Here is a 24,182-nt window from a genome sequence, read left to right as displayed (position 1 = left end):
AGGTGCAGCCTTGACGGGATCAGCGCTTGAGGTGCCGCGTCAGCCCGCCTTCCATCCGCGCCCAGCCGTTTCGCATGAGTTCGACGATCACGAGATAGAAGATCGCAGCCCAGAGATAGATCTGATAATCGTAGGTTCGCGAGAAGGCGTAGCGTGTTTCGCCCATCAGGTCGAAGACCGTAATAATGGAGACGGTTGCCGAACTCTTGATCAGCAAGATGATCTCGTTGCCGTAGGGACGCAGCGCCACGATGAGCGCCTGGGGAATGATGATCTTGCGGAAAGCGATCCAGGTATGGATACCAAGGGCGCTGGCCGCTTCCCGCTGGCCCTTCGGTACGCTCTGAATGGCGCCGCGGACGATTTCCGTCTGATAGGCCGCCGTGTTCAGCGTCATGGCGAAGACGCCGCAGTAGAAGGGGTCCTTGAAGAACCACCAGAGGCCGATATCCTCGAAGAACCAGCGAAAGCTCGGGAAACCGTAATAGACCATGAAAATCTGTGCCAGCAGCGGCGTGCCGCGGAACAGATAGACATAGCAATAGGTCAGCGTGCTCAGGATCTTGTTGCTCGACATACGGGCAAAGGCCAGCGGTATCGAGAGAATCGCACCCAGGATAAAGGATGTGGCGACCAACTTGACCGTGATCCAGAGACCGTGAAGCAGCCGCGGCCCATAGGTTTCGAGCTTATCGACATCCCACCCGTTTATAATCATTGCCAGCAGCGAAATACCGAGAATGGCCCATAGGGTCAGAAAGAAATAACCGGCGATACGGGCCTTGGACAGCTTCGTGACCGTCTTCGGCGGTGCCGGTTGCGCGGCGATCAGAACTTCGGCATGGCTCATCGATGGACCTCCGCACGTTTAGCCCATCGATCGAGATAGAAGAGGCCGACGGAAGAGATGACGGCCAATGTAAGATAAAACAGGCAGGCGATGGAATAGAAGGTGAAGGGCGCCTTGGTGGCGCGGACGGCGATCCCCGTCTGCCTGATGATGTCGGCAAGGCCGATGATGGACACGTAAGACGTATCCTTCAGCAGGTTCATCCAGAGGTTTCCGAGATTCGGCAGGGAAATGCGGACGAGCTGCGGCACGATGATCAGCCGCATGGTTCGCGCCCGATGAAATCCAAGTGCATCACCTGCCTCATACTGACCTTTGGGAATGGCTTTGAAGGCAGAGAGGAGGACTTCCGAGCAATAGGCGGAAAAGACGATTGCCAACGCCACCATGCCGGCCGCGAAGGCGTTGATCTCAACGGGTCCGTCATAACCGAATTTCGCGAGCACGGACTGCAAGAGGATCTGCATGCCATAGTAGATGATGAAGAGCGTCAGCAGCTCCGGCAGGCCACGGAAAATCGTCGTGAAGACACCGGCGGCGAGCCTCAGCGATTTCTCTTCCGATTGCTGCGCGAGCGCGACGAAGAAGCCGATGACGATGCCGAGCGGCAGCGTCAGGACCGAGACGGTGATGGTAATCTTCAACCCGCCGGCAAGCTCGTCGCCCCATCCCGTGTCACCACAGGCGAGCATCGTATTTTGGCCGAACAGAGTGAACAGTCCGGCTGGACCACACAACGGGTCAAAAATCGTACTCAACCAGGTCCACAAGGAACCAAGGGCGGAAAACAATCCGCTCATGCCATATTTCCCCTAGCGGCTTTTGCCGCGTTTCTGCTTATATTCTTCTCGTTGTCAAACAAAAACGGCGGAAGGGCAAGCTTCCGCCGTCGTCTTTTCCCAGGGAATCGACGGGCGATCAGTCGCCGTAGACGTCGAAATCGAAATACTTGTCCTGGATCTTCTTGTAGGTGCCGTCAGCACGGATCGCAGCGATCGCGGCGTTCAGCTTGTCCTTGAGGGCCGTATCGCCCTTGCGGATAGCGATACCCGCACCGACACCGTTGATGACCGGGTCGCTTTTCAGCGTGCCGAGCATCTTGCAGCAGTTGCCTGCATCGGACTTCACCCATTCGGACAGCACGACGACGTCGTCGATGGCGGCATCGATGCGGCCATTGCTGAGGTCGAGCTTGTATTCGTCAGCCGACGGATAGAGCTTGAGCTCGGCGTCCTTCAGGTGGGCGGACGCGTAGTTGGCATGCGTCGTGGAGGACTGTGCGCCGATGGTCTTGCCCTTCAGGGCTTCGTCGGTCGCTTCCTTGAGAGTGGAGTCCTTCGGAATGGCGATTGCCGGCGGCGTGTTGTAAATCTTGTTGGTGAAATCGACGATCTTCTCGCGCTCGGGCGTGATCGACATGGACGAGATGATCGCGTCGAACTTCTTGGCCTGCAGGGCGGGGATGATGCCGTCGAAATCCTGGTTCACGAAGGTGCACTTGACCTTCATGTGATCGCAAAGCGCATTGGTTATATCGATATCGAAGCCGGTGAACTTGCCGCCGGCGTCAAGCGATTCGAAAGGCGGGTAGGTCGCGTCCGTGCCGAAGACGATCGTGTCGCCGTCGGCAAGCGCCGCACCGGCGACAAGCGACATCACGGCGAAAGACGCAGCGGCAAAAAGACGAGTGGAGATGCGCATATTGACCCTCTCTGTTGGCGGCCGGCAGCCCATTATTGTTTTTGGCAGACGGCTCAAGTGGAGCGGGCCGGTGGCCCGCCTTGCGGCGATATTCGTACTTTTTTTCCGAAAAATGCAACTGGAATTACGAGGGTGATGATTGCAGCCCGATCGCGCGGCAATACGAATGCGCTGGCGCCGGACGGTTTTATGTCGAAACGACCTAAATCTGAATCCGCGGTAGAAACAAATGGCTAGCGCATGATGTCGTCTGAAGACCGTTCCGACTTTTCGGCATCATGCCCTGGCGAGAATTCTGAACGTAAGCCGTCCGGCGCATTCAGCCAGGGTTAATTACGGCCACCTAATAGTTCGGGAACATATAGCCGCCTGCCGCGATTCAGCCTCATCAGAACCGAAAATCGGCCGGGATCTTGAGGCATCGGCATGCCTGCTGAGATTCGCAATTCGGCGGACAAAGAACATAAGAGGAGACCCCATATGGGAAAGCGATCCAGACTATTTGCCAGCGCCGCGTTTCCGCTGCTCTCGTTATCGCTCGCATTCGAGCCGGCAGCGGCGGCGGCGTTTCGCGAACAGCCCATCGCGCCGTTAAACACCGGTATCGCGGCTGCCCCCAACGCCAGTTTCGAAGTTGCGCAGCAGGAGGCTCCGTCCGCCCAGCCAGAAGAAGAGCCGCAGCTCAAGCGCAAGAAGCCCGCCGAGGGTGGTGAAGGTGAGCCGCAGGGCCAAAAACGTCGCGGCGAACCGGCAGAGCAGGGCGGTGGACAGCAGCAGCATCAGATGAAGCAGGCCGCCCCGGAGGCCGAGCCGCAGCAGAAGGCGCCGAAGGTGCAGCCGGAAGCTCAGCCGCCAAAGGCGGAGCGTCAGCAGCCCGCCGAGCAGGAGCAGCCGAAGCCTCAGCGCCAGCCGGCTGCAGAGGCCCAGCCGGAGCCGAAGAAGCAGCGCCAGCAGCCGGCGGAGGAGCCTCAGGCTCAACCCGAAGCCAAGCCGCAGCCGAAGGCTGCAGCTCCTGAAGTAGAGCCGGAAACCAAGCAGCCCAAGCCGAAGGCGAAGCAGCCCGCGGCAGAGCAGCCGGCCGAGGCTCCGCAGCCGAAGATCAAGCAGCAGCCTGCCGAGGAAGTGCAGCCGAAAGCCAAGCCTGAGCCGACGGAGCAGCCCGCGCCGGTCCAGAAGGAAGCTCCCGCCGCGCAGCCGCCGCAGAGCCAGGAAGCCCAGCCCGGAAAGCAGGCGCAGCCGGAGCAAAACGCTCATCCCAAGCAGCAGGGCCAGGCCGGAAATCCGGCGAAGCAGCCAACCGAACAGCAGCCGGCGCCCGCGAGCGAGCCCTCGCAAGGTCACAAGGCTCAATCGGGGACAGAGGCGCAGCCCGGGACGCAGGTCCAGCCTGAAACACAGCCCGGAACGGTGGTCACGCCAGGCACCCAGCAGGGGCAGAAGCAGGGTGGCGACAAGACCCACGGCAAGCAGCCGCAAAACCAGCAGCAGGGTGAACAGCCTGGCGCCAACCCGCAACAGCCGGCCCAGAAGGGCGAGCCGCAGGGACAGCCAGCACAGACCGGTAACCAGGCAGCGCCGCAGCCCGGTAAGCAGCAGCCGACGAACGGCGCCGAGGTGCCGGCTCAAGGCAATGCAGCAACCGCACCTGCCAATGGCAACAGCCAGCAGGCCGGCGAAATCCAGCTGCCACCGGCCGAGCAGGTCTCGCCACAGGAGCTGGAGCGCCGCAAGAAGATTGCGGAAAACCCGGCTTCCGCCAATGGGCCCGTCATCCTGCCCGTTGAAAACGGCAGTGCGGTTCTGGATAGCCAGAAGGACGCGGTTCGTCGGGGAGAGCATCTGAACAGAGGCCAGAATCCCGGTGCCCAGAGCGGCGGCGTACAGGCCGGTCAGAGCCAGCAGAGCGGGCAGGCGCAGAGTGCTCCGGCCCAGCAGCCGCCACCGGCTTATACCAAGCCGCCGACCTCCGACGCCGAGGCGCAACGCGCAGCGGCAGGCGGTCAGCCGCAGCCGCCGATCAAGATGGAGGCCGTCACCAGCGAACAGGGCCGTCGGATCGATCGCCGGCCGGATTTTGCCCCGCCGCAGGGAACGACGGTCCAGACCATCATCAATCAAGACAATCGCACGGTGGTGAATGTCGACAACACCTATGTCGTCCGGCATGACGATACCGAGCGTTTCGTTCGTGGCGGCGAACGGCCGATCTATGAACAGTTGCAGCGGGACCGCTATCGCGAAACGATCGATCAGCCTGACGGCGATCGCGTCGTGACGATCCGCAATCGCTATGGCGATATCATCCAGCGTTCACGCATCGATGCTAGCGGTCGCGAATATGTGCTGTTCTACTCGCCGGAACTGGAAGATCGTCCCGACAATGACGATTATTTCCGTGATCCGGGCGACGATCTGCCGCCGATGCGCCTGCTCATCCCCTTGAGTCAGTACATCATCGATACGGCGTCGAACCGCGATGCGGACTATTACGACTTCCTGCGCGAACCGCCGGTCGAGCCGGTCGAGCGAATCTACTCGGTCAACGAGGTCCGTTATTCGGCCCGTATCCGCGACAAGATCCGCCGCATCGACCTCGATACGATCACCTTCGCGACGGGCAGTTCCGATATTCCGATGAGCCAGGCGAGCACGCTGCGCGGTGTGGCCGACGGCATATCGAAGATCGTCAAGCGCGATCCGACCGAAACCTTCCTGATCGAGGGCCATACGGATGCCGTAGGTTCGGCGGAGAGCAACCTGATCCTCTCCGACCGTCGCGCGGAATCGGTCGCCAATGTTCTGACGGATGTCTATGGCATTCCGGCCGCGAACCTGGTCACCCAAGGGTATGGCGAGCAATATCTCAAGGTGAATACGCTTGGACCGTCGCAGGAGAACCGCCGCGTCACCATCCGCCGCATCACGCCGCTGGTACGCCCGGTTGCCTCCAATCGGTAAGCATTAGCCTACATTTTGCCGAGGGGCCGCTGGGAAACCGGCGGCCCTTTATTTTGCCGGTTTGCCGAGGCCGACGGCGGCGGCGATGAAATCGGCGATCGCGAGAGTATCGTCGAGATCGAAAACGGAGAGCAAGCCGGCGTCTTCCACCGAATGATCGGCGGCGATGGCGACGATATGGGGATCCTGCGGGGCAAGCGGTTCGCGCTTGGCAGCTTCCAGGCGGCGGGCTTCGATCTTCGGGATGGGCTCTCGCTTGTACCCCTCGATCAACACGAGATCACAAGGGGCGAGGCGCGCCAGTATTTCTTCAAAACTCGGCTCGGGGTCGCCGCGCAATTCATGCATGATGGCATAGCGCGTACCGGAAACGATGGTGACTTCGTGCGCGCCCGCTTCGCGGTGGCGAAAACTGTCGGCGCCGACCTTGTCGATATCGAAATCATGATGCGCATGTTTGATCGTCGAAATCCGATAGCCTCGCCGGGTGAATTCCGTCACCAGACGCACGGCAAGGCCGGTCTTGCCAGAGTTCTTCCAGCCGGCAATGCCGAAAATCTTCGGTCGGGGTTTGGTCATGATGTGCCTTCCAATGCTGCCAGCCATGTCTCCGCTTCGAGCAGTTCCGCGGGCGTATTGATGTTAAAGAAAGGGTCGAGCGGACCGATCCGCGTTTCGATCGCGGGAAATTTCACCCGCTGGACCTTGTGGCGCGCGAGAAAATCCCTGACGCGCCGTTTGTCGTCCGAAACGATCCAGGTCTCCAGATTCGTTGCAGCAGAAACCGGCCAGAGGCCGAAAACCGGATGGTCCTGCCCGAGGGATGCGGCAATCGCAATCTCATCGGGACGTTCGACGGCATGGGCGAGCCGTGCGACGAGGTCGTGTGGGAAAAAAGGGCTGTCTATCGGGATCGTGGCGACATGCGAAGCCCCTGGATAGTTGCGTGCCGTATCCCGCATCGCGGCAAGCACGCCGGCCAGAGGGCCGAGTTTGCCACCAATTTTATCCGGAACTAGCCGCATCCCCATGCTGTCGGGCCAATCGATGTCCGCATTCAAGGCGATCGGCTTGTTTTGGCGCTGAGCGATCCGCGAAGAGATGCGGCTGATCAGGCTTTCGCCACCAAGCAGAGCGAAGGCTTTGTTCGCACCCATGCGGCTCGACCGGCCCCCGGCAAGAAGGACGACCGGAATATCCTCTGCGTTTGCGATGAAGCTGGACATGTTCGGGACCTCAGGCCGGGACACGCGGTTCTGATTCCTGCGCGACCGGATCGACACCGCGCCGTTTGCTTTCCCGATAGAAGGTATAGATGCCAGAAGCGATGACAATCGCCGCCCCGAAAATGGACCAGCCGTCCGGCACTTCGTCGAAGATAATCAAACCGAGCAAGGCAGACCAGATGAGGCTCAGATAGCGGAACGGTGCAACGAAGGAGATTTCGCCTGTGCGCATCGCGAGGATCACCGCCTGATAGCCGATCAGCACGAGAACGGAGGCCAACAGGATCTGCATCAGCGACGTTGTGCTCACCGGCTGCCACCCGCCGAACGGAACGATGCACAAGGCGCCGAAGACGGATATGGAAATTGCGGTGCAGAGGGTGATCATCAGCGACGGCACTTCCTTGTCGATGCAGCGCGTCGCCAGATCGCGGGCGGCGGTCGCAAACATGCAGGCGATGACAAGCAACGCAGCCGTGGTGAAACCGTCCGGACCGGGCCGGATGATGATCAGCACGCCCGTGAAGCCGATCCCTATCGCCGTCCATCGCCTCCATCCCACGGGTTCCTTGAGAAAGATCATCGCGCCAAGCGTGACCGCCAGCGGCACGGCCTGCTGGATGGCGGCGGCATTGGCGATGGGCATCATCCCGAGAGCGGTGATATAGGTCGCGGCGGCGATTGCCTCGCAGGCGATGCGCAGCGCGATCATCGGCTGCAATATGACCTTCCAGGAGCGCAGCGAGCCCATCCGGCGAGCCAGCAGATAGACGAAAAAGCTGGTGAAAAGGCCGCGGATGAAGATGATCTCGCCGGCATTCATCGCGGCGATAACTGTTTTGGACAGCGCATCGCCACAGCAGAAAGCAGCCATGGATGCCGCCATGAAGAGCGCGCCCTGGGTATTCTTGGTCAGTCGCATGAGAAAGATGAGTCCCCGATATCTACTCTCGATTAGCGCCGTTTTCCGCAAATTGGAATCGATTGTCCGGCTGCGACGGCCGAAATCGATTGTGCGTTGCGGTAGAATTGTTGCCCAGGGAATGCAGCTTCCTCGGCCCATGGTCGCGGAATGACACAGCGGTTGCAAATTTTTCGCCGATACAACGGCTTTTAGGTGGGCAATTAATTCTTATTCAATCTTATTTTCCGACGCTCGCTGCGGTTTTGCATGAGGCAGAAGCACTTACCGCAGCGCAGCAGGAATGACGATCCCGCCTTCGCCGGATATTTTTATAATCCAGTTGAGGCGCCGCATGTTTTTCATTGATCGTCTTTTGCAAGGCCGTCGGATTGTCACCAAAGTCCTCATTTTCGTGGTGCCTCTGGTGGTCCTTATCGCCGGTGTCGGTCTCGTCGGCTATCACACGGCCAATATTCTCAACGGCCATATGACCGTGACGCGCGCGACGATTGAAAATATCAGCGACTTCGAAAACCTGCAGGCTGCCTTGCAGGAGTTCACCGCTTCGCCTTCGGAGGACACGCGCCAGGCGCTCGCGGCGAAGATCGATGCCCAGGAACAGGGCGTCCATCGGCTGAGCGGATTGCTGAGCGACGATCAGCGCGCCAAGATCGTTCCAGTCAGCGAGCTTGCCGCCAAGATGCGGACGCAGCAGGCCACGCTCTGGACTATCAGGCAGAAGCAGGACAGCGATGTCAGCGCCATTCAGAAGGCGGTGCAAAACATCGAGGCGACGGCCAAGGCTGCCGGCAAACAGATCGACATCATCCGCAAGGATTTCAGCGACAAGGAAACTTTCGCCAAGGAACTGCTTTACGATGCCGCCGCCTATAAGGGGCTGTCGGAAAAGATGAGCAATCTGCGCATCCAGGTGCAGATGGCTGCCGATTCCACGGAAGAAATCTCGGATGCGCGCACCTATGCCGATGCGATCCTGAAGCAGGTAAAGGTTTCAAAGGCTCTCGTATCCAGGCGCGGTGCCGCTCTCGTCGCCAACGCTTCCGATGCCGCCGACAAGCTTGATGCCGTCTTGAAGGGTTCGGACACGCCGGACCAGAAGGTCGAGGCGATGGGACCGGTGTTGCAGAGCTTCGTGAAAATCGAAGGCGACATGACCCTGCAGTCGGCAAAGAACAGCGACACCGCAGCCGATCGCTTTGTCAGCCTGGACAAGATCATCGACGGCCAGAAAGAACTTCTGGACCATGTCGACCAGGCGCTCGGCATCGTCGATCGCCTGGCGCTTCATGCGTCGCGCATGGAAAACGTCCGGGATGGCGCCTCGCGCGAACCAGTGCTTGCCGACCTCAAGGACCTGCAAGCCGTTGCGGCCCGGATCTCGGAACTTGGCCAGACCAATGCCACGATGCGCGATTTTTCCGCCCACATGAAGCCGCTGATCGACAGCCTCACCAATGGATCGGCCGATTTGCTGCAGACCGCAACCGATTGGAAAACGACGCGCGTTCAGTCGAACGGTCTGCTCGCCGATGCCATGACCTCGTTGCGCGGCTTCGTCGCCCAGGCACAGGAACTCGGCAAGGAAGACAGCGAACGCTCGGCCAATGTCTCGGTCATTGCCATGATCGTCGGCACGCTGCTTGCGATCGTCGGCGGCCTGATGCTGGTGGAAACCCTGCGCGGTCCGCTGAAGCGCATTACCGAGATCATGACGCGCCTTGCGAGCGGCGATCTGGACGTAGCGATCGACGGACGCAATCGTGGCGACGAGATCGGCGACATGGTGCGCTCCGTCAGCGTGTTCCGCGATGCCGCGCTTGAGAATGTCCGGCTTGAGCGAGAAGCGGAGAGCGCGCGCGCGCTTTCCGCCGAGGAATCGTCCCGCCGCGCCGCTGAGCGTGCCCGCATCGAGGCCGAGCAGAAGCAGGCACTCAATGCGCTGGCGGATGTCCTTGCCAAGCTTGCCGACGGCAATCTGGAAGAGGGTATGCGCGAAGATCTCTCCGCTGATTTCGTGGAAATGGCCTTTACCTACAATCATGCGGTCGAAGCGTTGCGCGAGACCCTGACGGACGTGCGCTACACCGCCGAGGAAATCAAGGGTGGCACCGGCAACCTCGCCATGTCGGCCGACGATCTGGCTCGGCGCACCGAACAGCAGGCGGCCGCTCTCGAGGAAAGCTCGCGCGCCCTGCATCGTCTCAGCGACGTGGTGCGCTCGACGGCCGAGCGCGCGCGGCAGACGGCGACCTCCGTCAACGAAACCCAAGCCTATGCGACCCAATCCGGCGAAGTGGTCGCCAAGGCCGTCGGTGCCATGAGCGAGATCAATCGATCGTCGGAGAAGATCGCCACGATCATCGGCGTCATTGACGAGATCGCCTTCCAGACCAATCTGCTGGCGCTGAATGCCGGAGTCGAGGCTGCCCGTGCCGGTGAAGCGGGCCGCGGCTTTGCCGTGGTGGCGCAGGAAGTGCGCGAGCTGGCGCAGCGCTGCGCCAATGCGGCGAAGGAGATCAAGGGTCTGATTTCCGCAAGCTCCGCCCAGGTCCAGAACGGCGTTCATCTGGTCGAGCAGACCGGTGCCGCGCTGTCGGAGATCATCAGTCACGTTACCGGCGTCCAAAGGCTGGTTGCCGATATTTCGTCGGCGACCACCGAGCAATCGACCGGTATCGAGGAAGTCACCCGCGCGGTGTCCGAGGTGGAGCTTATCACGCAGCGGAATGCTGCCATGGTCGAGGAGAACAATGCCGAGATCCATGGCCTGCGCCAACGCGTTGACATGCTGTCAGAGAAGATCGACCGTTTCCGGACCGGCGAGGGCGAAGTGGATTACCAAGGCTATAGCGACGCCGAAACACGGTATCGCGCTGCCTAAATCAACATATTAGCAAAAACCTATAATCTATTGAAAGCGCCGGCCAACGTGCCGGCGTTTTTTATCGATCATGACAGGTGTGGAGATAGACGAACCTGTTCTTCGCGCCAGCGCTGCCAGCGGCGGCGCAATTCGCCCGACCGCAAGCCGATGGGTTCATCGAGTATTTCAGCAGCGGCGATGCGGTCGGTGCGGAAATGGCGGAAGCCCTGTCGCAGCTCGCACCAGGCAACCAGCAGGCTGCTCGTTTCGGCATAACCGAGGATTACCGGCCAGACCGTCCGTTCGGTTTCCTCGCTTGCCTCCGAGTTGTAGCGTAGCCGCAATTTCATGCCGTTGCGGATTGCCGATCTGAGCAGGGATGCATCGACACGTTCCTCAGGCTTGCCACTTGTCGGCTTTGCGCCCACGCTCGGCTCGATGACGAAAAGGCGGAGGCGCTCGGGGACGACGGCGGCGATCTTTGCTACGACATCGCGCGCCGCATTGGCGAGCGCCTTGTCCGAATGGGCGGAGACCCATTGCGCCCCCAACACCACCGCCTCCAGCTCATCAGGCGCCAGCATCAAAGGCGGCATATCGTAGCCGGCAGCAAGCAGGTAGCCCAAGCCAGCCTCACCCTCGATCGGGACTCTCTGACCAATGAGGTCCGCCACGTCACGATAGACGGTGCGCTTCGAGACCTCCAGTTCCGCCGCCAGCGCGCTCGCCGTCACAGGCCGGGTCGATCGGCGCAAAATCTGGATGATCTGAAACAGTCGGTCGGCACGGCGCATGGCATACTTACTCCTGCTGACAGTATGCTGGCAGCAGGAGCGTGCGACAAGAGGCTCTGCGTGACCGCGAAGGTTCTGCAGTCAGTCGAAAGGATCAGTTATGAAGTTGGCTTCCACCCGCCTTATCGCAGGCGATATCAAGGCCATGGTTGCCTTTTATGAGATGGTAACCGGGTTCCAGGCCCAATGGCTTGCCCCGGTCTTTGCCGAGATCGAGACCCCGGCGGCAACCTTGGCGATCGGTTCCGTCGAGACTGTCGTGCTTTGGAAAGAGGGTAGCGCCGAGCCCGGTTCCAATCGCACCGCCTGCCTCGAATTCCAGGTGAAGGACATCGATGTGGAATATGAGCGTCTGAAGGACAAGGTCTCTCTCGTCCACGAACTGAAGATGATGCCCTGGGGCAACAAGACCTTCCAGTTCCGCGACCCTGAGGGAACGGCAGTTTCGCTGTATATGCCTGCGACCGATGAGGCGAGGAAGCGTTTCGCATCGCGCTAGGCTGCAGGCGTGCATCCTCCTGCGGTCAATCAAATCATCGGACGGAATGGAGCGTTCAGCCGCCGGTGACGCTCATGTGGCGTGCGACCGCCGGTCGGTTGTGCGTACGGTCGATGATGAAATCGTGACCTTTCGGCTTGCGGGTAATCGCCTCGTCGATCGCGGCATGGAGGAGCGCGTCGCTCTCGCTTGCGCGCAGCGCCGTGCGCAGGTCGGCCGCGTCGTTCTGACCGAGGCACATGTAAAGCGTGCCCGTGCAGGTGAGCCGCACGCGATTGCAGCTCTCACAGAAATTATGGGTCATCGGTGTGATGAAGCCGAGGCGGCCACCGGTCTCCGTGACGTCGACATAGCGGGCCGGGCCGCCCGTCTTGTAGGGAATATCGGTTAGCGTGAACTGACGTTCCAGATCGGCGCGCAGCTGTGAAAGCGGCAGATACTGGTCGGTGCGATCCTCGTCGATCTCGCCCATGGGCATGGTCTCGATGACGGTCAGGTCCATGCCGCGACCATGAGCGAACCGCAGCAGTTCCAGAATTTCCTCTTCGTTGAAATCCTTGAGCGCAACGGCATTCAGCTTGATTTTCAGACCGGCTCTTTGCGCCGCGTCGATCCCCTCCATCACCTTGGAGAAGTCTCCCCAGCGCGTGATGGTTCGGAATTTGTCAGGGTCGAGCGTATCGAGGGAAACATTGATGCGCCGGACACCACAGTCGTAGAGTTCGTCTGCGTGGCGCGCGAGCTGCGATCCGTTGGTCGTCAGGGTCAGTTCGTCGAGCGCGCCGTTTTGGACGTGCTTGCCGAGTTCGCGCACCAGGAACATGATGTTCTTGCGCACCAGCGGCTCGCCGCCGGTGAGCCTGATCTTGCGCACGCCCCGGGAAATGAAGGCGGAACAGAGCCGATCGAGTTCTTCGAGCGTCAGCAGATCCTTCTTGGGCAGGAAGGTCATGTTCTCGGCCATGCAATAGGTGCAGCGGAAATCGCAGCGATCCGTGACCGAAACGCGCAAATAGGTGACGGCGCGCCCGAAAGGGTCGATCATGGGGACTGTGTCCGCCTGAAGCGGTGATGCGTTGCCTATGCTGCCGACGATGCTGTTCACTCATGCCTCCATTAGACGTCTAATGTGGGCATAGGCGATTGTTGCGTCAAGGAAAATGCTTCTCGATTACACTTGCGCGTGAACGAGCGGCGGCCTAATTCTCGAAAAGATACTGAAAGGCATGGAAAAACCGATGAGCGACGTTTGGCCGACCGAATTGCGGGTCTCGAAGGACCGGCATCACCTCAAAGTGACATTCGACGATGGCACGAGCTTCGATCTTCCGGCGGAAATGCTGCGGGTGCTGTCGCCTTCCGCCGAGGTGCAGGGGCATGGGCCGGGGCAGAAAGTCACCGTGCCCGGCAAGCGCAATGTGGGCATCATGTCCATGACGCCTACGGGCAACTATGCCGTGCGTATCGGCTTCGACGATATGCACGACACAGGCATCTTCACCTGGACCTATCTGCGCGAGCTCGGCGAGAAGGGACATGAGCTTTTCGCGGCTTATGAGGCCGAATTGAAGGAAAAGGGTCTCAGCCGCGATGCGGCGGGAAGACCGCATTGATATTGGCCTCATAGACCGGAGAGGGGGCGTAGGCATGATCCTTGGGGGTAGGGAAAATTGGCTTCGCGCCAAGGGCAGCAAGAACGAGAGCAAGGTCTCCTTCGTCGAGCTGTTTTTCGATCTGGTGTTCGTTTTCTCGATTTCGCAGCTTGCACATTCGCTGGCGGAGCATTTCACTCCGCTCGGCGCGCTGGAAGCGATCATGCTGATCTTCGCAGTCTGGTGGGTCTGGGTTTTCACGGCATGGGTGACGAACTGGCTGGATCCCGATCGGATGCCGGTGCGTATCATGCTGTTCACGCTGATGTTTGCTGGGCTTATCCTCTCGGCTGCGATCCCCGAGGCTTTCGGCGAAAAGGCCATCTATTTTGCCGGCGCCTATGTCTTCATGCAGGTCGGCCGGTCATTGTTCACCGCTTATGCTCTGAAGAATGTCAGCCAGGCCAATCATCGCAATTTCCTGCGCATCACCAGCTGGCTCGTCCTGTCCGGCATCTTCTGGATATCAGGCGCCCTGCTGGAAGGCGAACCACGGGTCATATTTTGGCTGGTTGCCCTCATTATCGAGTATTCAGCGCCTGCGCTCGGATTTCGGGTACCCGGTCTCGGCAAGTCGACGACCGAGGATTGGGACGTATCTGGCGCGCATCTGGCGGAGCGTTGCGCGCTGTTCATCATCATCTGCCTCGGTGAGGCGGTGCTGCAGGCCGGCAAGACCTTTGCCGAGCAGCCGGTCACGCCCCTGATCGTGGCGGTGTTCATCACTGCTTTCGTCGGCACCGTTGCCCTATGGTGGATCTACTTCCAATTCGGGCATGAACGGGCGTCCCACCGTATCGAGCATGACGATGCGCCGGGCAGGCTGGCGCGCGAGGCCTTTACCTATGCGCATATTCTCATCCTTGGCGGCATCATCCTCAGCGTCGTCGGCGACGAATTCCTGTTCGCGCATCCGCATGAACAGGCCGATATGCATGTTGCGGCCGCCATCCTCGGCGGCCCGGCGGTGTTTCTGATCGGAAATCTATGGTTCAAGGGGGCGACCACAGGCCGGCCGCCACTGTCGCATATAGCGGGTATCGTCGGATTGGTGCTGCTGCTTTTCACCCTGCCGATGGTCGTGGTCTACCAGCTTGGCATTCTCGCCACGGCCGTGCTTATCGTCGTGGCGATATGGGAATTTGCGTCTCTGAACCGGGTTGTGCCCTCGGCACGATCGGCCGGCGATCATTGATCGCCGGCGAGCTCCAGCGGTTGCCGTTCCTCCTGCATCAGGAGGCCGATTATCCTCTCCATATGCACCGCAATTGCCTCGCATTGTTCGATCGGCGCGTCTGAGAGCGTCCGATCGATGAGGGCGGTCTGTATGGTCATCGCTTCTTCCGTGATGCGCCGCCCCTCCTCGGTCAGATAGAGGCGCAGCACGCGCTTGTCGTGCTTGTCGCCCCGGCGTTCGATCAGCCCGCGATTTTCCATCTGCGGCAGAAGCATGCTCATATTGGAGCGGCCGACCAGCAGCTTGCGGGCAAGTTCCTGCTGCGAAATCCCTTCGAAACGAAACAGGTTGACGAGGATGTCCAGATGCGGCGGCTTGATGTCGAGATGGGCCAGGGCTCGTGTGAGCGATTGCTGCATCAATTGGCAGGCGCGCGCCACGGCGACCCAGCTTCGAAAACGCGGATGGTCCCAGGGAAGGGGTTGATTTTTGTTCATCGCTGTACTTTATTGTTCATAGTTGAACATTATCGGATTCCCACTATGCCATCCTTTGCGCTCAAGGTCACCCGGTCGGGTCTGTCCGGCCTCGGAAGGCTATCGCCGCAGCTTGCCGGCAAAGCCGCGTTCCGGCTTTTCTGCCTGACGCCCTCGTGCCGTCCGCGCGGCGCCAAGGCCAGGGCAACCCATATGGAGGGCCGGGAACGCCTTCTGACGGCGGAGCAGGTGATGCTGCCGTTCCCAGGTGGCCGCGCAATGGCCTATCGCTTCAACGGCGGAGCGAAAGGCCCGCGAAAGCGCTATCTCGTGGTTCATGGTTGGGGCTCCAGCAGCGAATATATGTCTGAACTGACGGTATTTCTTGCGGAAAGCGGAGCGGAAGTCGTCTCGCTCGATCTTCCAGGCCACGGCCGCTCGGGCGGGCGGTTCCTGAACGTGCGTTTGGCCGTTTCCGCCATTGCCGCAGCGTTTGCCCGCTTCGGCGGCTTCGACGCCGCCATTGGGCACTCCTTCGGCGGCGCATCGCTAGCGCTGGCCTGCGCGGGCTTTCTGCCTGATGTCGACGCGGTTGATCCCGGCAAATTGGTCTTGATCGGCGCGCCGAGCGCCATGGGATGGCTATTCAAGGATTTCGGACGCCTGATGAGGCTCGGGCCTGCGGCACAAGCTGCCTTGGAGGACGAAGTTCGCCGTGTGACGGGCAGGACGCTTGCCTCCTACGACCAGAAGCGCGGCATGCTCGATCCAGGCCGGCCGGTCCTCGTCATTCACGCCGAGGACGACAAGGAGGTGAGTGCCGAACATGCACGCGCCTATGCTGCACAAGGGCCGCATGTGCGTCTGTTATGGGCCAACGGCTTTGGGCATCGCCGTATTGTCGCCGCCGCTCCGGTGTTTGAGGCGATCGACGCTTTTTTGTCGGAAACCGCGAATACGGAAAATCCGCTCGAAAACGAAGACGATACGGTGCTATCGTTTTACCGAACCCCGCATCGTCGCTCCTTCTAGCAGAACTTGCGTCGCGCGGACTTTGGGCAAGTCGCTGGAAAAACGCGAGGCAGCATGCATATCGTCACGTCAGTCGAGGAACTAAAGGAGCTCTATGGTGAGGCGGGCGAGGCGTCGATCACCAAGGTGACGAAGGTGCTGACGCCGCTCTATCGCCAGATGATCGAAGCCTCTCCCTTCATGGCACTGGCAACGGTGGGGCCGGAAGGGCTCGATTGTTCACCGCGCGGTGACCAGGGCGGCGTCGTTCGCGTTGTCGACGAAAAGACGCTGCATCTGCCGGATTGGCGCGGCAACAATCGCGTCGATTCACTTGCGAATATCGTGCGCGACCCGCGCATCGCGTTGATGTTTCTGGTTCCAGGATCGAATACGACGATGCGCCTCAACGGCCGAGCGGTGGTCTCCGTCGAGCCGGCCCTGCTGGACAGCTTCGAGATGGACGGCAAGCATCCGCGCTGCGTCGTCGTGATCGCGATCGAGGAAGTGTATTTCCAGTGCGCGCGAGCGGTGATGCGGGCCGAGCTGTGGAATGCGGAGCGGTTCGCCGATCCATCCAGCCTGCCGAGCCCGGGCATGATGCTCAAGGCGGCGAAAGACGATTTCGATCAGGAAACCTATGATCGCGAAGCGCCGGCGAGGGCTGCCAAGACACTCTGGTAACAAGACGCTCTTGTGAGCCCAAGACGCCCTTGGTAAGCAAAGCCGCCGGCCTGTATGGGAAGGCAGGGCCGGCGGTCGGTTGGCTGCGCTTCTAATTCTTGTAGATGAGCCAACTTTTGGTGAAGTCCTTCTGCATGCCTTCCTGATAGATGCTGCAGCAGTTGCGGCCGCCATTCTTGGCACAATAGAGCGCCAGATCGGCCTTGTTGTATAGTTCACCGGAATCGACAGCTTCAGAGGCCATGCAGGCGCCGAGCGATAGCGTAATCGGACCGTAATCGACGCGTGTTCGTGAATTTTTGAACGGCGTCGTCTCGAGAGTATGGCGGATCCGTTCGCAGACCGTGGCGACTTCCTCGATAGTGGTGGCTTCCAGAATGAGGGCGAATTCCTCGCCGCCGACGCGGGCCACGAAAATGTCACGCCGGGCCCTGGCGCGGATGACAGATGCGACGGTCGCAAGGATCTTGTCACCGACCGGGTGGCCGAACGTATCGTTGATCCGCTTGAAATGATCGATATCGGCCAGCACCAGCGCCGTGGTGGGCCTTGTCAGTCGATTGTCGAAGATGGAGGCCAGGCGATCCTCGAAAGCGCGCCGATTGGCAAGGCGGGTCAGTGCATCGGTATTGGCAATGCGCTTGTATTCATCCAGCTCCTTGCGAACCTGATCCATTTCCTGGCTGCGCTGGACGACGTTCTCCACCGTTTTTTCGCCCTGCGCCATGGTATCGCCGGTCGCAGCCGTCAGCATGTCGATAGCGCCCCGCAGCAGTTCGGCGCTGTTGTGGCTTCTCGAGCTTATGTTGTCATAGGTTTCGCCGAGCAGGCGGTTGTAGCTCTGAAGCGTAGCCTGCTCCTGCCGCAATGCGCGCAGGACCGTATCGAGCCCGATGGTCAGGCGGGCATGTGCGTCATCGAAAACACGGCTCGCGTGATGCGGAAAATACTTGGCTCCGATCGCATCCAGTTCCTCCTGGGTGGCGCTGCTGCCGAGTGCCGCCAATGCACGCGTGAGAGCGGGATTGGAGCCGATATAGGCTTCATAGAAAAGCTCGTAATTACGCGGAATAGGTGCGATGCCCATGGATCGCATGGCATAGGTAATCTGCCCCGCCACGTCGGGATTATGCGCCTTTGGCGCAATCGCCGTACTCATCGTGAGCTCCGTAACATGTATTGGTTAAATCCCTTTTTTACTTATACAAAGAATCTTTGAAAAAATATTAAGGTCTTGATAATGAGAAATTGTCGGCCCGTAAAGTTTTATTCAAAAGTATTACAATTAAAGTATGTTTTTACATACGAAGGCGCTGTCAGCGCCTTCGTCCGAGTCGGGCAATAATGAGCCGGAATATTTACCCCAGGTTGAGTTCCTGGAAGAAGTCGTTGCCCTTGTCGTCGATGACGATGAAGGCCGGGAAATCCTCCACCTCGATCTTCCAGACGGCTTCCATGCCAAGTTCGGGATACTCCAGAACTTCGACCTTTTTGATGCAATCCTGAGCGAGGCGGGCGGCCGGACCGCCGATCGAGCCGAGATAGAAACCGCCATGCGTCTTGCAGGCTTCGCGTACGGCGCGCGAGCGGTTGCCCTTGGCGAGCATCACCATGGAGCCGCCGAAGGACTGGAACTGGTCGACATAGCTGTCCATGCGACCGGCCGTCGTCGGGCCGAAGGAACCGGAGGCGTAGCCGGCGGGCGTCTTGGCCGGGCCGGCGTAATAGACCGGGTGGTTCTTGAGGTAGTCCGGCATGCCCTGGCCCTTTTCCAGGCGCTCGCGGATATTGGCATGCGCCAGGTCGCGCGCCACGATGATCGTGCCGGTGAGCGAGAGGCGCGTTTTGACAGGATGCTGCGACAGTTCGGCCAGAATATCCGCCATCGGCCGGTTGAGGTCGACGCGGACCACCGATTCGGAAAGCTTCGCCTCGTCGATCTCAGGCATGTATTTGGAGGGATCGGTCTCGAGTTGCTCGATGAAGATGCCGTCGCGCGTGATCTTGCCCTTGGCCTGGCGGTCGGCGGAGCAGGAAACGCCAAGGCCGATCGGCAACGAGGCGCCATGGCGGGGCAGGCGGATGACGCGGACATCATGGCAGAAATACTTGCCGCCGAACTGGGCGCCGACGCCGAGGCTCTGCGTCAGCTTATGGATTTCCTTTTCCATTTCGATATCCCGGAAGGCGTGTCCGCTTTCGGAGCCTTCCGTGGGAAGACAGTCGAGATATCGCGTCGAGGCGAGCTTGACCGTCTTCAGGTTCATCTCGGCCGAGGTGCCGCCGATGACGATGGCGAGATGGTAGGGCGGGCAGGCTGCCGTGCCGAGCGTCAGGATCTTCTCTTTCAGGAAATCCAGCATGCGGTCATGGGTGAGCAGCGACGGCGTGCCCTGATAGAGGAAGGTCTTGTTGGCCGAACCGCCGCCTTTTGCGACGAAGAGGAATTCGTAGGCGTCGGTGCCTTCCTCATAGATATCGATTTGCGCCGGCAGATTGTTCTTGGTGTTCTTTTCCTCGAACATCTTGATCGGCGCGAGCTGCGAATAGCGCAGGTTCTTCTTCTCGTAGGCATCGAGCACGCCCTTGGCGAGCGCTGCGCTGTCGCCGCCCTCGGTCCAGACGCGGCGGCCTTTCTTGCCCATGATGATGGCGGTGCCCGTGTCCTGGCACATCGGAAGCACGCCGCCGGCGGCAATATTGGCATTCTTCAGCAGATCATAAGCGACGAAGCGGTCGTTATCGGTAGCCTCGGGATCTTCGAGGATCGAGGCGAGCTGCTTCAGGTGGCCGGGGCGCAACAGGTGGTTGATGTCGGCAAAAGCGGTTTCAGCCAGCAAGCGGATGCCCTCGGGGTCGACGGTCAGGACTTCCTGGCCTTTGAAGGTGTCGACGGAAACATAATCGCCGGAAATCTTGCGATAGGGGGTCGTGTCGTCACCGAGGGGAAACAGATCGTCAGCCATGTAGGAAACCTTTCAAGCCGGGTGGGCGGGGAAGATGTTTGGAAACGATCTAAATCCCGCTTGAGGCAAAAGCAATTGTTTGGCTGATAAGTCGAAACTTCAAAGTGGGGTTCGTTGATTGGACATACTCAGGTCAGGTGGGTCTTCCGATGGCCAAGCCGTGTGCCCGGCCCCTCACCCTAGTCCTCTCCCCGCATCGCGGGGAGAGGGGACCTATTCTGTGTTTGCGGCACCTATTAATAAGGCTGCTGATGTCGCATGATCAACTCCCTCTCCCCGCGATGCGGGGTGAGGGGCCATGCACACGGCTGCAACATTGGAGAACATGCCCGGACGATCACCGTCCAGTGATATCACTTTGGCCCGATCATCGTCTCTGGCTGGACGATAGCGTCGTACTCTTCCGAGGAAACCAGTCCGCTTGCCAGCGCCTCTTCCTTCAGGGTCGTGCCGTTCTTATGCGCCGTCTTGGCGATCTTGGCTGCGTTATCGTAGCCGATCTTCGGGGCGAGCGCCGTTACCAGCATCAGCGAACGTTCGAGACCGGCCTTGATGTTGTCCTCGCGCGCCTCGATGCCGACGACGCAATTGTCGGTGAAGGAGACGGCTGCGTCGCCGAGCAACTGCACTGACTGCAGGAAGTTGTAGGCCATCATCGGATTATAGACGTTGAGCTCGAAATGGCCCTGGCTGCCGGCAAAGGTGAGGGCGGCGTTGTTGCCGAAGATGTGGATGCAAACCTGCGTCAGCGCCTCGCACTGGGTCGGGTTGACCTTGCCCGGCATGATCGACGAACCTGGCTCGTTTTCCGGCAGCGCCAGTTCGCCGAGACCGGAGCGCGGGCCGGAGCCAAGCAGGCGGATGTCGTTGGCGATCTTGAAGAGCGCGGCTGCCGCCGCATTGATAGCGCCGTGGCTGAAGACCATCGAATCATGGGCTGCCAGCGCCTCGAACTTGTTCGGAGCGGTAACGAAGGGCAGGCCGGTGATTTTGGCGATCTCGTCAGCAACCTTCTCGGCAAAGCCGATCGGCGCATTGAGGCCGGTTCCCACCGCCGTGCCGCCCTGGGCGAGTTCGCAAAGACCCGGCAGTGTCAGCTCGATGCGCTTGATGGAGGAGGCGACCTGCGCGGCATAGCCGGAAAACTCCTGGCCGAGCGTCAGCGGCGTTGCATCCTGCGTGTGGGTGCGGCCGATCTTGATGATATGGGCGAAGTCGGCGACCTTCTTTTCCAGGGCCTCATGCAGGTGTCTGAGCGCCGGCAGCAGGTGATGGACGATCTGCTCGGCGCAGGCGATGTGCATGGCCGTCGGATAGGTGTCGTTGGACGACTGGCTCATATTGACGTGATCGTTCGGATGCACCGGCTTCTTCGAGCCCATGACGCCGCCGAGCATTTCGATCGCACGGTTTGAAATCACCTCATTGGCATTCATGTTCGACTGCGTGCCCGACCCGGTCTGCCAGACGACCAGTGGAAAATGATCGTTGAGCTTGCCGTCGATGACTTCCTGCGCGGCGGCGACAATGGTCTTGCCGAGCGTCGGATCGAGCTGGCCGAGTTCCATGTTGGCGCGCGCCGCCGCCTGCTTGACGATGCCGAGCGCGCGGACGACCGACAGCGGCTGCTTTTCCCAGCCGATCTTGAAATTACCGAGTGAGCGCTGCGCCTGCGCGCCCCAATAGCGGTCGCTGGCAACCTCGATCGGGCCGAAGGTATCGGTTTCTGTGCGGGTGGACGTCATGTTACTGGTCCTGCTTTCCATTGAGACAGATAGCAGCCATATAGGCCCGAACGGCGCCTATGAAAATATCAAAGCACTATTTCATGACCTGTTTAGTCATGTTTTTCTCGTGCGCCGGCGTGCCCTTTTTAACACGCTCTCCATATATTCGCAGGATTGCATTTTCCGACGCTTAAAAAGCCCGGGAAATTTCAATAAAAGATTAACCAATAATTTCATAATTTTGTGTGAACTGAACCACGGAAAACGCCGCTGCTTCGTAAAGCGAAGTTGAGGCATTGAACGAAAGGCGGGTCTCGCCGTTTTCATTCTAGTGGGTATACGATGTCTTTAGACATCGCGGCCGAGTTGAAAACAGCCCGCCAGGCTCGAAGTTACCGCACGATACAGGGACCCGATTAGAGAATGAAACTTGCCACCAAAGCCACAGCATCCGTCCTGGCTCTTTCCTGTTGCCTTTCCTCCATCGGCGTAACCTCCGCGAACGCGATGACCCTCATGGATTTCATCCGTGGCGGCCAGGGGCGCCAGCAGAGCACGCAGGTTTCGGCGCCGGTTCCCGTCAATCCGATGCAGACGCTGGATCCCGATCAGCCTCCGCGGGTAAAACAGCCGTTGCCGACGGTCGATGGGCCGAAATACTATACCTACAAGGCAGATGCGATGCGTCTGGTTTCGACCACGCATTTTGCCGACCCGATGGTAACGGGCGCGGTCGCCGATGCCTCCCCGACGCCGGCAGCGGTCGATACCGAGATTTCGCAGCGTCGGTATCTTTCCGATGCGCGCGTCATGGCGACGAATGATATCGCCAAGGCGATCGAATCCTATTATGCCGATCAGAGCAAACCGCTTCTCTGGGTTGCTGATCACGGTGTCAGCGACAAGGCGAAGGCCGCGATGGCGGTTCTTGCCGACGCCGGTTCCGTCGGCCTTGATCCCGCCGACTATGCGGTGACGCTGCCCGGCGACAATGCCGCGAATGCCGATCCGGTGCTGCGTGATCGGGCTCTCATGCAGTTCGAGCTCACGCTCTCCAGCAAGGTGCTGATGTTCGTCCAGGATACGGTTCGCGGTCGTCTCGACCCGAACAAGATCTCCGGCTATCACGACTTCAAGCGCAAGGACGTCAACCTGGCGGCTATGCTCGATGTATTGCGCGCCAGCCCCGATGCTGCCGCCTATCTCAACAGCCGTAGCCCGTCCAACCAGCAGTTCCAGTTGTTGAAGACGGAGCTTGCAAAGCTGCGCGCCGAATCGGGAGCGGACGGCAGCCACATTTCCATTTCCCTGACTGGTATCCTGAAGCCGGGCGGCAATTCGCCGGAAATGGCCAATATCGTCAAGGCGATCGAGCATCGCGGATCGGAGTCACTGAAGACTGCCCATGCCGATCTTTTCGCCGCCTATCTGGGTACGCCTGATTACACGCCAGAGCTCGTGTCGCTGGTTGAAGACTTTCAGAGGGAAAAAGGGCTGACAGCTGACGGCGTGATCGGTCCATCCTCCGTCCGGGCGATGGTTGGAGAGAACAACGATACGAAGATCCAGAAGCTGGTCGTTGCCATGGAGCAGCTGCGTTGGCTGCCGGCCGAACTCGGACCGCGCTACGTCTTCATCAACCAGCCGGCGTTCATGGTCTATTACCACAACAATAACCAGGAACAGCTGTCGATGCGCGTCGTCGTCGGCAGCAAGCAGCACCAGACCTTCTTCTTCGAAAATCAGGTGCAGACGGTCGAGTTCAATCCTTTCTGGGGTGTTCCGCAGTCGATCATCATCAACGAGATGCTGCCGAAGCTGCGTTCCGATCCGAACTATCTCGATCGTATGGGCTATCAAGTCGAAGTCGGCGGCCGCGCCGTCGCGTCATCGAGCGTCGACTGGTACGGTTCGACCAAGAGCATCTCGGTTCGCCAGCCGCCGAGCAGCGACAACGCGCTGGGCGAGCTGAAGATCCTTTTCCCGAATTCGCATGCGATCTATATGCACGATACGCCGCAGAAGAGCTTCTTCAAGAAGGATATGCGTGCACTCAGTCATGGCTGTGTCCGCCTTGCCGACCCGCGCGCGATGGCAGCGGCCGTGCTGAACACCACGGTCGATGACGTTGCCAAGCAGATCGCGACCGGCCAGAACAAGGCCGTTCCCGTGCCGCAGAAATTCCCGATCTACATCGCCTACTTCACCGCCTGGCCGAACAAGGACGGTGTCATCCAGTATTTCAACGATGTCTACGATCGCGACGCGGCAACGCTGAAGGCGCTCGATGCGACCTCAAAGGCACGCACTGCCCAGATCTGAGCTTCGGTTCGATCAGGAAATACGCAAAGGGCGGCCCGTCGAGGCCGCCCTTTTTCTTATATCGATAAATAAACCTCCACCTACGGTGGAGGACTGGACGAGTTCTACACGGTAGTTGAGAGACCTCCTGCTTGAACCGCTGGGGTGGCCCAGACTTCGAACAAGGAGGTTTTATGGATGAGCAAACGCTCTCGCATGCGACGTGGGACTGCAAGTATCACATTGTTTTTGGCAGCAAATACCGCACGAAAAGACTTTACGGGGACGTGCGGCGTGAGTTGGGAGAACTCTTGCGTCGGCTGGCACAGCAGAAAGGCTGCCAGATCGAGGAGGGTCATCTGATGCCCGACC

21 protein-coding genes are annotated in these 24,182 nt (G+C 59.9%); 9 read left to right on the top strand and 12 right to left on the bottom strand.

Annotated features, from left to right (window positions below):
- Nucleotides 1-19: 19 nt before the first annotated feature.
- The 3 genes from PH552_RS26910 to PH552_RS26900 form a co-directional block, all read right to left on the bottom strand.
- Complete coding sequence (locus PH552_RS26910; protein ID WP_112344035.1) at nucleotides 20-850, bottom strand: ABC transporter permease; 831 nt, start codon at nucleotides 848-850, stop codon at nucleotides 20-22.
- Complete coding sequence (locus PH552_RS26905) at nucleotides 847-1,650, bottom strand: ABC transporter permease (protein WP_095435085.1); 804 nt, start codon at nucleotides 1,648-1,650, stop codon at nucleotides 847-849. The genes PH552_RS26910 and PH552_RS26905 overlap by 4 nt, the downstream gene beginning before the upstream one ends.
- Nucleotides 1,651-1,768: 118 nt before the next feature.
- The gene (locus tag PH552_RS26900) at nucleotides 1,769-2,551 is read right to left on the bottom strand and encodes a lysine/arginine/ornithine ABC transporter substrate-binding protein (RefSeq protein ID WP_112344036.1); all 783 of its coding nucleotides are present in this window, start codon (nucleotides 2,549-2,551) and stop codon (nucleotides 1,769-1,771) included.
- Between the two features lie 480 nt (nucleotides 2,552-3,031).
- On the opposite strand from PH552_RS26900, the gene PH552_RS26895 reads away from it, so the two are divergent.
- Complete coding sequence (locus PH552_RS26895) at nucleotides 3,032-5,509, top strand: OmpA family protein (protein ID WP_112344037.1); 2,478 nt, start codon at nucleotides 3,032-3,034, stop codon at nucleotides 5,507-5,509.
- A 48-nt stretch (nucleotides 5,510-5,557) separates the two neighbouring features.
- Here PH552_RS26895 and mobB read toward each other — a convergent pair whose 3' ends face one another.
- Genes mobB through PH552_RS26880 form a run of 3 tightly spaced genes read right to left on the bottom strand, consistent with a single transcriptional unit; the run spans nucleotide 5,558 to nucleotide 7,657 of the window.
- Nucleotides 5,558-6,088 carry a molybdopterin-guanine dinucleotide biosynthesis protein B gene (gene mobB, locus PH552_RS26890; RefSeq protein ID WP_112344038.1) on the bottom strand — a complete coding sequence of 177 codons (531 nt, stop codon included), beginning with the start codon at nucleotides 6,086-6,088 and terminating at the stop codon, nucleotides 5,558-5,560.
- Nucleotides 6,085-6,735: a molybdenum cofactor guanylyltransferase MobA gene (gene mobA / locus PH552_RS26885; protein WP_112344039.1), complete on the bottom strand. Its 651-nt coding sequence runs from the start codon at nucleotides 6,733-6,735 to the stop codon at nucleotides 6,085-6,087. The genes mobB and mobA overlap by 4 nt, the downstream gene beginning before the upstream one ends.
- Nucleotides 6,736-6,745: 10 nt before the next feature.
- A complete protein-coding gene (locus PH552_RS26880; RefSeq protein ID WP_112344040.1) occupies nucleotides 6,746-7,657 on the bottom strand; it encodes a DMT family transporter in 912 nt (303 codons plus the stop codon).
- A gap of 334 nt (nucleotides 7,658-7,991) precedes the next feature.
- On the opposite strand from PH552_RS26880, the gene PH552_RS26875 reads away from it, so the two are divergent.
- The gene (locus PH552_RS26875; RefSeq protein WP_112344041.1) at nucleotides 7,992-10,541 is read left to right on the top strand and encodes a methyl-accepting chemotaxis protein; all 2,550 of its coding nucleotides are present in this window, start codon (nucleotides 7,992-7,994) and stop codon (nucleotides 10,539-10,541) included.
- A gap of 68 nt (nucleotides 10,542-10,609) precedes the next feature.
- Here the strand turns inward: PH552_RS26875 and PH552_RS26870 are convergent, their stop codons facing one another.
- Complete coding sequence (locus PH552_RS26870; RefSeq protein ID WP_112344042.1) at nucleotides 10,610-11,317, bottom strand: helix-turn-helix transcriptional regulator; 708 nt, start codon at nucleotides 11,315-11,317, stop codon at nucleotides 10,610-10,612.
- Nucleotides 11,318-11,417: 100 nt separating this feature from the next.
- On the opposite strand from PH552_RS26870, the gene PH552_RS26865 reads away from it, so the two are divergent.
- Nucleotides 11,418-11,816, top strand: coding sequence for a VOC family protein (locus PH552_RS26865; protein WP_112344043.1), 399 nt, complete (start codon nucleotides 11,418-11,420; stop codon nucleotides 11,814-11,816).
- Nucleotides 11,817-11,871: 55 nt separating this feature from the next.
- Here PH552_RS26865 and moaA read toward each other — a convergent pair whose 3' ends face one another.
- Complete coding sequence (gene moaA, locus PH552_RS26860) at nucleotides 11,872-12,861, bottom strand: GTP 3',8-cyclase MoaA (RefSeq protein WP_432422023.1); 990 nt, start codon at nucleotides 12,859-12,861, stop codon at nucleotides 11,872-11,874.
- Between the two features lie 193 nt (nucleotides 12,862-13,054).
- Between moaA and PH552_RS26855 the strand changes: the two genes are divergently transcribed.
- Entirely contained in the window at nucleotides 13,055-13,429 is a 375-nt protein-coding gene (locus PH552_RS26855) for a gamma-butyrobetaine hydroxylase family protein (protein WP_112344045.1), read from the top strand.
- A 34-nt stretch (nucleotides 13,430-13,463) separates the two neighbouring features.
- Nucleotides 13,464-14,663 carry a low temperature requirement protein A gene (locus tag PH552_RS26850; protein WP_112344046.1) on the top strand — a complete coding sequence of 400 codons (1,200 nt, stop codon included), beginning with the start codon at nucleotides 13,464-13,466 and terminating at the stop codon, nucleotides 14,661-14,663.
- On the opposite strand, the gene PH552_RS26845 is transcribed toward PH552_RS26850, so the two are convergent.
- A complete protein-coding gene (locus PH552_RS26845) occupies nucleotides 14,657-15,142 on the bottom strand; it encodes a MarR family winged helix-turn-helix transcriptional regulator (RefSeq protein ID WP_113249249.1) in 486 nt (161 codons plus the stop codon). The genes PH552_RS26850 and PH552_RS26845 overlap by 7 nt on opposite strands.
- A gap of 45 nt (nucleotides 15,143-15,187) precedes the next feature.
- Between PH552_RS26845 and PH552_RS26840 the strand changes: the two genes are divergently transcribed.
- Nucleotides 15,188-16,153 carry an alpha/beta hydrolase gene (locus tag PH552_RS26840; RefSeq protein ID WP_285166414.1) on the top strand — a complete coding sequence of 322 codons (966 nt, stop codon included), beginning with the start codon at nucleotides 15,188-15,190 and terminating at the stop codon, nucleotides 16,151-16,153.
- 54 nt (nucleotides 16,154-16,207) lie between these two features.
- On the top strand, nucleotides 16,208-16,816 hold the full coding sequence (locus PH552_RS26835) for a pyridoxamine 5'-phosphate oxidase family protein (protein ID WP_112344049.1): 609 nt from the start codon (nucleotides 16,208-16,210) through the stop codon (nucleotides 16,814-16,816).
- Nucleotides 16,817-16,907: 91 nt separating this feature from the next.
- On the opposite strand, the gene PH552_RS26830 is transcribed toward PH552_RS26835, so the two are convergent.
- The 3 genes from PH552_RS26830 to fumC form a co-directional block, all read right to left on the bottom strand.
- Nucleotides 16,908-17,975, bottom strand: a complete 1,068-nt coding sequence (locus tag PH552_RS26830; RefSeq protein ID WP_285166413.1) for a GGDEF domain-containing protein — start codon at nucleotides 17,973-17,975, stop codon at nucleotides 16,908-16,910.
- A 199-nt stretch (nucleotides 17,976-18,174) separates the two neighbouring features.
- The gene (locus PH552_RS26825) at nucleotides 18,175-19,782 is read right to left on the bottom strand and encodes a fumarate hydratase (RefSeq protein WP_285166412.1); all 1,608 of its coding nucleotides are present in this window, start codon (nucleotides 19,780-19,782) and stop codon (nucleotides 18,175-18,177) included.
- 353 nt (nucleotides 19,783-20,135) lie between these two features.
- Nucleotides 20,136-21,527 carry a class II fumarate hydratase gene (gene fumC / locus PH552_RS26820; protein WP_112344052.1) on the bottom strand — a complete coding sequence of 464 codons (1,392 nt, stop codon included), beginning with the start codon at nucleotides 21,525-21,527 and terminating at the stop codon, nucleotides 20,136-20,138.
- Nucleotides 21,528-21,932: 405 nt separating this feature from the next.
- On the opposite strand from fumC, the gene PH552_RS26815 reads away from it, so the two are divergent.
- Nucleotides 21,933-23,831 (top strand): L,D-transpeptidase family protein, encoded by a 1,899-nt coding sequence (locus tag PH552_RS26815; protein ID WP_285166411.1) that lies wholly within the window; start codon nucleotides 21,933-21,935, stop codon nucleotides 23,829-23,831.
- A 173-nt stretch (nucleotides 23,832-24,004) separates the two neighbouring features.
- A partial coding sequence (locus PH552_RS26810; protein ID WP_285166423.1) for a transposase occupies nucleotides 24,005-24,182 on the top strand: 178 nt, incomplete at its 3' end.

The sequence above is a fragment of the Rhizobium aureum genome, from assembly GCF_030182495.1.
GTDB lineage: Bacteria > Pseudomonadota > Alphaproteobacteria > Rhizobiales > Rhizobiaceae > Rhizobium > Rhizobium tropici_C.
Note: the sequence above shows the minus strand (reverse complement) of the source record. Positions and strands in the feature narration are given on the sequence as shown.